The organism is Janthinobacterium sp. UMAB-60 (assembly GCF_900095235.1).
Classification (GTDB): Bacteria; Pseudomonadota; Gammaproteobacteria; order Burkholderiales; family Burkholderiaceae_D; genus Janthinobacterium.
Window position 1 is genome coordinate 118,000 of record NZ_LT607488.1, and the last position, 9,785, is coordinate 127,784.

Annotated in this window: 7 protein-coding genes; 4 read left to right on the forward strand and 3 right to left on the reverse strand. The window is 66.3% G+C overall.

Translation table 11 applies throughout. The annotated features are described in order from the left end of the window. Positions 1–2 precede the first annotated feature (2 nt). A complete protein-coding gene (locus K0F86_RS13215; protein WP_219134805.1) occupies positions 3–1,229 on the reverse strand; it encodes an exonuclease SbcCD subunit D C-terminal domain-containing protein in 1,227 nt (408 codons plus the stop codon). A 118-nt stretch (positions 1,230–1,347) separates the two neighbouring features. After that, a complete protein-coding gene (locus tag K0F86_RS13220; RefSeq protein ID WP_257572144.1) occupies positions 1,348–4,452 on the reverse strand; it encodes a PAS domain S-box protein in 3,105 nt (1,034 codons plus the stop codon). Positions 4,453–4,650: 198 nt separating this feature from the next. Here K0F86_RS13220 and K0F86_RS13225 point away from each other — a divergent pair, with 198 nt between their 5' ends. Continuing rightward, complete coding sequence (locus K0F86_RS13225) at positions 4,651–5,022, forward strand: YajD family HNH nuclease (RefSeq protein ID WP_010396763.1); 372 nt, start codon at positions 4,651–4,653, stop codon at positions 5,020–5,022. A gap of 20 nt (positions 5,023–5,042) precedes the next feature. Then, the gene (locus K0F86_RS13230) at positions 5,043–5,711 is read left to right on the forward strand and encodes a winged helix-turn-helix domain-containing protein (RefSeq protein ID WP_219134806.1); all 669 of its coding nucleotides are present in this window, start codon (positions 5,043–5,045) and stop codon (positions 5,709–5,711) included. 29 nt (positions 5,712–5,740) lie between these two features. Here K0F86_RS13230 and K0F86_RS13235 read toward each other — a convergent pair whose 3' ends face one another. After that, positions 5,741–7,894, reverse strand: coding sequence for a TonB-dependent receptor domain-containing protein (locus K0F86_RS13235; RefSeq protein ID WP_219134807.1), 2,154 nt, complete (start codon positions 7,892–7,894; stop codon positions 5,741–5,743). 200 nt (positions 7,895–8,094) lie between these two features. Between K0F86_RS13235 and K0F86_RS13240 the strand changes: the two genes are divergently transcribed. Continuing rightward, complete coding sequence (locus K0F86_RS13240; protein WP_219134808.1) at positions 8,095–9,378, forward strand: winged helix-turn-helix domain-containing protein; 1,284 nt, start codon at positions 8,095–8,097, stop codon at positions 9,376–9,378. Further along, positions 9,375–9,785, forward strand: a 411-nt coding sequence (locus K0F86_RS27530; RefSeq protein ID WP_257572145.1) for a DUF2804 domain-containing protein, incomplete at its 3' end; no start/stop codon positions are given. The genes K0F86_RS13240 and K0F86_RS27530, both read left to right, overlap by 4 nt.

The window sequence follows — 9,785 nt, forward strand, 5'->3', positions numbered from 1 at the left end:
AGTCAGGCGCCGGGCAGCAGCAGTTCGGCCAGGGCCGAGATGAGTTCGGGTGGCGCTTCCTTGGCGTATTTTTGCTGGTACAGGCGGCGGAAGATGTCGTCGGGCTGCAGCTGGCCCAATTGGTCGAGCGTCATGTTCTCGGGCGCGCTGCTGCGCGCGGCGCTCGACGTTTCGATCTTTGCCAGGCGCACGCTCTTGCCGTCGAGCGCCGTTTCGATGCGCGTGCGCAGGCCCGGCTCGGGCGCATCGAGGCGCACGCGCACTTCCAGGAACGGTTGCGCTTCGGCCGGAGAATCCGGCACGTCGAGGGCCGCCAGCTGCGCCAGCACTTCGGCGATGGGCGCCGGCGTGGCGGGCACGCGCAGCAGGGGCACGGCGCGCGGCACCTCGATGACGCGTACCTCGCGTAATTGCTCGCCGTCGATATCGAGGCACAGCACCTGGTGGCGGTAGTTCACTTCGGCAAACGACAGGGGGATCGGGCTGCCGCAGTAGCGGATATGTTCCTGGCCGCCCACGGCCTGCGCCTTGTGCAGGTGGCCCAGCGCCGCGTAGGCGATGGCGGTATCGAAGATCCCCGACGGCAGCATCTCGGTGCCGCCGATGACGATGCGGCGCTCGGAATCGTTCGACATTTCGCCGCCCACCATGTGGCAGTGGCCCATCGCGATGATGGCTTGCCCTGGCTGGCGGCGCGCCAGCGCCAGGTCCGTCAATTGACGGTACAGCAGGGCGATGCCGCCCAGGTAGGCATCCTGGCTGTCGCCGGCGGGCAGCTTCGGCACGTCGCCAGGGCGCAAAAAGGGCACGGCCAGGCACCAGGCCCGCACCTGGCCATCGGCGCCCGTCAGGGGCAGCAGCAGGCGCTCCAGGTCGATCTGGCCATCGTCGCCGCGCAGCAGGTGGCCGATCACGTGGGTGCCGTGCGCGGCCAGCAGGGGGCCGGGCGCTTCCAGCCGGCCAGCCGAATCGTGGTTGCCGGCGACGACGATCAATTGCAGCGCGGGCAGGCGCGCGCGCGCCTGCTGCAGGAATACGTACAGCTGCTTTTGCGAGGCGGCGGAAGGATTGGCGTTGTCGAACACATCGCCCGCCACCAGCAGCACGTCGACGCGTTCGGCCACGAGCGTGTCGAGCAGCCAGTCGAGGAAGCGCTGGTGTTCGTAGCCCCGTTCATAGTTGTGCAGGGTCTGGCCCAGATGCCAGTCGGAAGTGTGCAGCAGGCGCATGGTGGGGCAAGGGTAGGGGAGACAGGCGCCAATATAGCAGGAATGACAGGGGGCGGAATGATAGGGGTCAGACCCGTTGGGTCTGACCCCAGCCTTCAGTTGGGCTTGCCCTCAGCCATCAAGCCGTCAATGCGCCGGCCCTGTAGGTATTGCGCCCATCCTGCTTGGCCTGGTACAGCAGCACGTCGGCGCGCTGCAGCAGCACGGCGGGGGAAATGTCTTCGTCGCGGTAGAAGGCCAGGCCGATGCTGGCGGAAATGCGCACGCTGATGCCATCGAGTTCGAACGGCTGCCGCATGGCGGCGACGATTTTTTCCGCCAGCGCGGCCGCGTCGTCGGGCCGGGCGATCTGTTCCATGATGATGGTGAATTCGTCGCCGCCGAGGCGGGCGATGATGTCGTTGACGCGCATGGTCTGCGTCAGGCGCTGGGCGAAGGCGCGCAGCAGGGCGTCGCCGGTGCCGTGGCCATGCGTGTCGTTGACGGGCTTGAAGCGGTCGATATCCATGTACATGACGGCCATCAGGTGCTGTTGCCGGCGGCTGGCGTGCATGGCGTCGCTGAGTTTTTGCTGGAAGCCGGCGCGGTTCGACAAGCCGGTCAGCACATCGACCTGGGCCAGCTGCAGCAAGCGCTGTTTCTCGCGCTTTTGCACGGTGATATCCTGGCGCATCACGTGAAAACCCGCCACCTGCAGCTTGTCTTCGCCGATCTGCGGAATGTAGATCACTTCCAGGCAGCGCTCGATGCCTTCTCTTTCATCTTCCTCTTCAAAACTCAGGGTTTCACCCGCCAGCACGCGCTCGATATACGGCGCCACGGTGCGGTAGCGCGCCTCGCCGACGGTCTCGCGCACGCTGCGGCCCAGCGCCGGCCGGCCGGTCAGGCCGAATTCGCGCTCATAGGCGATGTTCAGGAAGCGGTAGACCTGGTCGGCGTCGATGTAGGCGATCATGGCCGGCAGGGTGTCGGCGATGGTGCGCAGGCGCGCTTCGCTCTCCAGCAGCGCCACTTCCGATTCGCGCAAGGTGGTGATGTCGTCCAGGCTGCCCACGTAGCCTTCGATCTGGCCGTCGATGAGGATGGGGGCAATTTTGACGGAGACCCAGACCAGCCTGCCGTCGGGTTGCAGGCAGCGCAAGGTGGACTGGAACGGCGCGTGGCTGCGCTTGAGCTGTTCCAGCGCCACGTGCATCAGCGGATAGTCGTCCGGGTGCAGCGCGCTGGTCCAGCCGGCGCCCAGGGCGGCGGCGCGCGGCAGGCCCGTGATCGATTCGAAGGTGCGGTTGACGTAGGTGCAGCGGCGCTGGCGGTCCAGGCGCACCAGCCCGAGCGGCGAGGCGTCGGTGACGGCGGCCAGCTCCGCCTGTTTCTGGCGCAGTTCCAGTTCCTGCTGGCGGCGCTGCGAGACATCCTCGGCGATGCACAGGATATGTTCGATCTGCTGGCGCTCGTCGAACACGGGCACGGAGACGGCGTGCACGTAGCGCAGGCTGCCATCACGCAGGCGCAAGGGCTTTTCCGTATGCTCGATGACCCCGCGCTCGGCCAGGATGGCGCGGTCGTCCTCGGCATCGTGCAGGCCGAAGTCGGGTGGAAAGGCCTGGCAATCGGTCTTGCCGATGACGTCGGCGGCCAGGTGACCGGTGATATCCTCGGCCGCCTTGTTCCACACCACCATCTTGCCGAAATTCTCCGGGCGCGCGCTTTTCACGTAGACCAGCACGGGCAGATGGTCGATCAGCGACTGCAGGAAGCTGCGGTTATCCTGCAGCGCCAGTTCGTCGTGCTTGCGCGCGCTGATGTCGCGCGAGGTGACGGCCACGCCGTCGATGATGGGCACCACCTGGTGGCGCAGCCAGCGCGTGCCGCCCGAGGCCAGTGTCAGCTCGAATTCGTCTTCCAGCGGCTGGCCCGTTTCCATCACCAGCACGAAGCGCTTGAAAAAACGCTCGCCGCGCAGCAGCGGCACGCGCGGCAGCACGCGCTGGCCCAGCAGTTCCGCGCGCGGCTTGCCCAGCATGTCGGCGGCCCGCTCGTTGACGTCGGCGAAGATGAAGTCTTCCACCGGCTTGCCCGGCGCGGGGCGCCAGGCCTTCAGCAGCAGCACGGCATCGAGGCTGCCCTGGTGCGCCGCGCGCAACAGGGCCTGCGTTTCCTTGGCCTGGCGGATGCTGCGGCGCAGGCGCGCGCTCTGGCGCATCAGCAGGCCCGTAAAGCCGCCAATGAGCACGCTGGCGGCGAGCAGCGCGCCGACATACTCCAGGCGGCGCTGTTCGAAGCGCGTCAGGGCGACGGCGCGGCTGACGCCCACCACGGCCAGCAGCGGGTAGCGCGGCAGCTCGCGGTAGCTGTAGATGCGCGCCGTCGCGTCGATGGGCGGCTCGATCAGCAATTCTTCGGCGGCATGCCGGGGCGGTCCGGGCATGCGGAAGTCGATGCGGTCGCTGAGGATCAATTGCTCGCCGATGCGTCCCACCGTCAGGCCGCTGTCGCGCGCCACCAGCATCAGCGCGCCCTGTTCATCGAGGTCCAGGCGGTCGTAATCGTCGACAAAATAGGTCGGGTCGACGTGGATGACGATGGCGCCGGCAAAGCGGCCTTGCGCATCGTTCAGGCGGCGTGCCAGGCGGATGGTCCAGTGCCTGGCGCCCGCGTCGAGCATGGGCGTGTCGACCAGGGCCGTGTCGGATGCATTCGCGGCCAGCGCCTTGAAAAATGCCTGGCTGGCCAGGTTTTCTGGCATATATGCATTGGCGCTGTCGATCACATTGCCCTGCGCATCGACGAGGGCGATCGGCAATGCCAGCTTCGACGGCAGCACGCTGTCGAGCAGGCCCTGGCGGCGCATGAATTCATTCAGGCGCAGACCGCCATCCGATTCCTCGTACTTGAGCTTGAACAATTGCGTGGCGTGGTCCGCCTGGCGCAGGGTGAAACTGGTATGGTCGGCCAGGGTGCGCGCCAGCGACTGACTGACGGCCACGGCGTCGCGCACGGCGCTGGCGCGCTCCTGGCCCACCTGGTAAAAGACGGCCGCCCACAGCGCCAGCAGCAAGATAAGCGCGAACAGGGGCACCAGGCTGAGACGGTACAGGCGGCGGGCAAGGCGTTGCAGGGGTCTTGTTATCGCTATCACGGGCGCTTGCAGGCTAGAGTCATGGTAAAAGGGAGGGGCGGCGTGGCGCGCATGATAGCCGAAATCGGCTGCCTTGCGCGTCACGCTGTTGCCGCCGCTCCCATCGTCTGTTCGCGGTCTGTCGCTGGGCTTATTCTGCGTTAAATCAAGTATCTGTGGTGCCGCGCACGCTAAAAAAAGCACGCCGGCGACGACACGGGCTGGCGGCGTGGCAGAAAAAGTACAATTGCGTCCCCATCCTCATTAAAATGGGCGCTTCTACCTCCCATATCGAAAGTTGTCATGCAGAGTAAAAAGCCCGACGCGGCAAGACTGGACAAGATCGTGGCCGAAGCGCGCCGCGCCGCCGACCAGCGCGAGAGCGGCTACCGCGAGCGCTCGCTGAAGATGTATCCATGGGTATGCGGCCGCTGCACGCGCGAATTCACGCGTGCCAACGTGCAGCAACTGACGGTGCACCACCGCGACCATAACCACGACAACAATCCGCCGGACGGCAGCAACTGGGAACTGCTGTGCCTGTATTGCCACGACAATGAGCACTCGCGCTACCTGGAAGCGGACCGTGGCGCCGGCCTGCTGTCGGCCGAGGTGGCGCCCGCCACGCATAATCCGTTCGCCGCGCTGGCCGGCCTGATCAAGAAGAAGGACTGAGCGGGCCGCGCCGCTTCCCCATGCGCATCCTGCTGACCGAAGACGACCCGCAACTGGGCCGCGCCACGCAGATCGGCCTGGAACAGGGCGGCCATGCCGTCGACTGGGTTACCAGCGCTGAACACGCGCACACGGCCGTGCGCCTGCACGACTACGGCTGCATCCTGCTCGACCTGGGCTTGCCGGGGCAGGACGGCATGCAGGCGCTGGGCGTGCTGCGCGACAATGGCTACAGCGGCGCCGTGCTGGTCGTCACGGCGCGCGACACGGTGGGCGAGCGCATCGCCGGCCTGGACGCGGGCGCCGACGACTTCATCGTGAAACCGTTCGACCTCGACGAACTGGCCGCGCGCATCCGCAGCGCCTGCCGCCGCGCCGCCGGCCGCCTGCGCGAGCACCTCGTGCATGGCGACCTGGTGCTCGATATCGCCGACCGGCAGGTAAGGCAAGGGGGCGTGCCCGTGACCTTGACGGTCAAGGAGTTCCGCATCCTGCAATTGCTGCTGGAGCACGGCGGCCGGGTGCTGAGCCGGGAGCAGCTGGAGAAAAACCTGTACAGCTGGGGGGACGAGGTGGAAAGCAATGCCGTGCAAGTGCATATCCACCACCTGCGCAAGAAGCTGGGGCGGGACTTGATACGCACGGTGCATGCGATCGGTTATTGCATCGACAAGCCCAAAGCGGCCTGACGAAGGCGGCCGAGAGGCCGCCCGCTGGATCAGAAATCGACAGTCGCCGACAGCCACAGACGGCGGCCGTCCAGGCTGTTGACGTAGCGGTTGGCGTAAGTCAATGTCGGCGCCGATGAACCACGGTACGGCTGGTAGTCGATGAAGTCCTTGTTGAGCAGGTTGTACACGGCCGCGTTCAGGGTCACGCGCTGGTTCAGCTGATAGCTGGTGCCCAGGTGCAGCATGGTGTAGCCCTTGTAGTCGCCCAGCGCGGCCTTGGCGGCGCGCGTGGACGCCGATGTGCCCGGATCGCGGAAGCGCTCGCTGCGGTACTCGGCGCGCAGCCAGCCGTTCCATGCGCGCGAGATATCCCAGCTCAGGCGCGCGTTGGCGGCGTGCCTGGGCGTGTCGCTCAGCGGCTTGCCGGCGTTGCTGCCGCTCTTTTGTTCGCTTTCCGTGTAGGTGTAGTTGGCGCTGGCCGACAAGGTCTTGCCCAGCGGGAAGCGCGTGTTCAGCTCGACGCCGCGTGTGACGGCCTCATCCACGTTGACCGACTGGCCAAACGCGTCGACGTTGGGCCAGTTGCCGAAGCTGACGCAACCGGGACGGTTCGGCGACGGGCGGTAGTCGCAGTTGACGAGGCCCGTGCCCGTGGTGATCTTGTCCTTGAATGCATTGTTGAACAGGGAGCCGCTGGCGGTCCAGCCGGCCAGGTTGTCGAAGTAGGCACCGATTTCCGTCGTCGTGCTCGTTTCCGGCTTCAGGTCCGGGCTGCCGACGAGCGGGATCGTGCCCTGGCCGCCGAAACCGTTGATGCCCGGCGACAGCTGTTCCACGCGCGGCGTCTTGTAGCCTTTGCTGACGCCGCCCTTGACGGTCCAGCTCGGCGTCGCGTTCCACACGGCATACGCGCGGGGGCTGGTCTGGCCGCCAAAGATGCTGTGATCGTCATAGCGGGCGCCGAAGGTCAGGGCGAGATGCTCCAGCACCTGCCATTCGTCTTCCACGAACAGGGCTTTTTGCGTGAATTCGAATTTCTTTGGCGCCACGCCATCCGTCATTTCCGCTTTCCACCATTGCGCGCCGACGGTGGCCATGTGTTTGCCCAAAGGCATGACCAATTTGGTGTCAAACACCTGGCTTTCCACTTCCAAGGTGCGCGCGCTGCCGGCCACGGCGCCCGGCGTGCCTGGCGGAATCGTGCGGCCCAGGGTTTCCGTCTTGTTCACCATGTAGCTGCTGTCGAGGGTGCCGAAGCCGAAGCGGCCCGTGTGCGACAGGGTCCACTGGTCGCGCTTGTATTTTTGCTCGGGACCGTAACCGCCTTGCACCGTCTTGGTACCGAGCTGGCCGTTCGAATTGTCGTAGGTCTGGCGGCCCGCGTCGGCGTCGAGGATGACGGTGTGGTAGCGGTTTGGCGTAAAGGCCAGGCGCGCGCCAAAGTTGGCGATGTCCGCGCGCACGGGGTTGGCGCCCATGCTGGCGGGCACTTCCGCGCCGGCCGCGTTGGGGACGCGGATGTCGGCCGCATCGCGGCGCTGCTTGCTGCCGCGCAGGGACAGGCCCAGCAGGTCGGTGGCGATGGGGCCGCTCAGGTAGAAGCGGCCGTTTTTCACGTCGCCGAAATCCGATTCTTCCTGCACAGTGTAGTCAGCCGAGACGGAGCCCATCCACTGCTTGCCCACCTTGCGCGTGATGATGTTGATCACGCCGCCCATGGCGTCCGAGCCGTACAGGGTCGACATGGGGCCGCGGATGATCTCGATGCGCTCGATGGCGGCCAGCGGCGGCATGAAGCTCGTCTGCGTGCCGCCGAAGCCGTTCGGCGTGACGTTGCCGGCCGCGTTCTGGCGCCGTCCGTCGATCAGCACCAGGGTGTAGTCGCTGGGCATGCCGCGGATGCTGATGTTCATGCCGCCCGTCTTGTCGCCCGCCGCGCCCACGTCGATGCCTTCCACGCTTTCCAGCGCCTGCGTCAGGTTGCCGAAGCGCTCCTTCGACAGCTCTTCACGCGTCAGCACGGTAATGGAAGCCGGCGCCTGCCTGATATCCTGCTCGAAACCGGAGGCGGAGACCACCACTTCGGGCATGCTGGCAGGCGTGCCCGTCTGGGCATAGGCCGGCAGGCAGGACAGGGCGGCCATGGCCAGGGCCAGGGTGGTGGGACGCGGCAGGTGCGCGCGGCGGGTGCGGTTGGACATGCAAACTCCTGGAGGGTGGATGAATTATTGGTCTGTCTTATTTTGGTAATGGGAATCATGGAGGCAATACGAATCATTTACAATTGCGCGCGTAGCATCCCCAAAAATATGTCGTTCCGGAGCATGCGCAGAAGTTCTTAAGAGATTCTTAATAGCGATAAAACGTGCAAGTGTCACGCGGAATGCGGTATCTTTCAGCTATGCACAGCCCACACGAGCCCATTCCTTCCGACCTCCCTCCTTTATCGCTGGCTGCCGCGCGCGCCTTGCACCTGGCCGCGCAGGGTTTGCTGCAGGCGCGCCGCAAGAAAGCCGTGAAGGCCGACGTACTGGCCGCCGTACGGCAGATGGGCGTGCTGCAGATCGACACCATCCACGTGGTGGCGCGCAGCCCGTATCTGGTGCTGTGGAGCCGGCTGGGCGACTATCCGCAGCCGTGGCTGGAGCAATTGCTGGCCGAGGGCGCGCTGTTCGAATACTGGGCGCATGAAGCCTGCTTCGTGCCCATCGAAGACTATGGCTTGTACCGCCACCGCATGCTGGACCCGGCCGCCATGGGCTGGAAGTATTCGGTCAAATGGATGGCTGAGCAGGGCGACGCTGTGGCCGCCGTGCTGGAGCACATCCGCGCCAACGGCGCCGCGCGCTCGGCGGACTTCGAACGCACGGACGGCAAGGCGGGCGGCTGGTGGAGCTGGAAGCCGGAAAAGCGCTCGCTCGAAGTACTGTTTACGTCGGGCGTGCTGATGATCGCCAAGCGCCATCAGTTCCAGCGCTATTACGACCTGGCCGAGCGCGTGCTGCCCGGCTGGCACGATGGCTTGCTGCCGCCCGAAGAGCAGGTGCGGCGCCACCTGCTGCTGGCCAGCGTGAAGGCGCTGGGCCTGGCGCGCGCCAGCTGGATCAGCGACTACTTCCGCACGAAGCAAGCGCGTGCCAGCCTGGCGCAGGATCTGCAGGCGCTGGTGGACGAAGGCGCGCTGCTGCGCTGCGCGGTGGCCGGCTGGGATGATGCCGTCTACGTGCATGCGGATCATGCGGAACTGGCGCGCAACGCGGCGGCCGGCAAGCTGGCACCCACCCTGACGACGATTTTATCGCCGTTCGACCCCGTCGTGTGGGACCGGCGCCGCGCGCTGGAATTGTTCGATTTCGACTACCGGCTCGAATGCTACACGCCGGCTGAAAAACGCCGGTATGGTTACTTCACCCTGCCGATCTTGCGGCGCGGCGCGCTGGTGGGGCGGCTGGATGCCAAGGCGCACCGCGCGCAGGGGCGTTTCGAGATCAAGTCGCTGGCGCTGGAAGACGGCGTGCGCCTCAGTCCCCGCCTGGTGCAGGACGTGGCCGGCGCCGTGCAGCGCCTGGCGCTCTGGCATGCCTGTCCGCAGGTCGAGATAGCCCAGGCGCAGCTGGCAGACTTCGGTGCGCAGCTGGCCGCCGCCCTGCACGACGGCGGCGCTGCCGCAAGGCGGGCCGCATGATGCTGCCGCCGGCTCCTGCCCACCTGCTCGACGCTGATGGAGTTCCATGCTTTGGCCGCTACACGGGGCAATTGAACGCCTTCGACTGGGCCGCGCTGGCGTCGCCGCACGCGCGCGGCGCCCTCTGGCGTTTGTTCCACCACAAGCGCTGGCATTACGTGGCCTTGTCCACGCCCGCCCTGTTCTGCGGCGTGGCCATCGTCGACCTGGGCTGGACCAGCACGGCGTTCGCGTATGCCTTCGACCGTCACAAGGGCAAGATCGTGGCCAGCTTTTCGCAGGATGGCATCCCCGGCCTGTGCGCCACGCTGGCGCCGCATGCGGGTGCCAGCAGCCGTTTCCGCTTCCTCTCGCACCTGATCGCCATCGAGGCGCAGCCGCAGCAGCGCTACCGTTTGCGGCTCGAT

Bases quoted from the DNA above. Each gene is read 5' to 3' on its own strand.
- K0F86_RS13215 (WP_219134805.1), bottom strand. From the start codon at position 1,229: ATGCGCCTGCTGCACACTTCCGACTGGCATCTGGGCCAGACCCTGCAC.
- K0F86_RS13230 (WP_219134806.1), top strand. From the start codon at position 5,043: ATGCGCATCCTGCTGACCGAAGACGACCCGCAACTGGGCCGCGCCACG.
- K0F86_RS13225 (WP_010396763.1), top strand. From the start codon at position 4,651: ATGCAGAGTAAAAAGCCCGACGCGGCAAGACTGGACAAGATCGTGGCC.
- K0F86_RS13235 (WP_219134807.1), bottom strand. From the start codon at position 7,894: ATGTCCAACCGCACCCGCCGCGCGCACCTGCCGCGTCCCACCACCCTG.
- K0F86_RS13240 (WP_219134808.1), top strand. From the start codon at position 8,095: ATGCACAGCCCACACGAGCCCATTCCTTCCGACCTCCCTCCTTTATCG.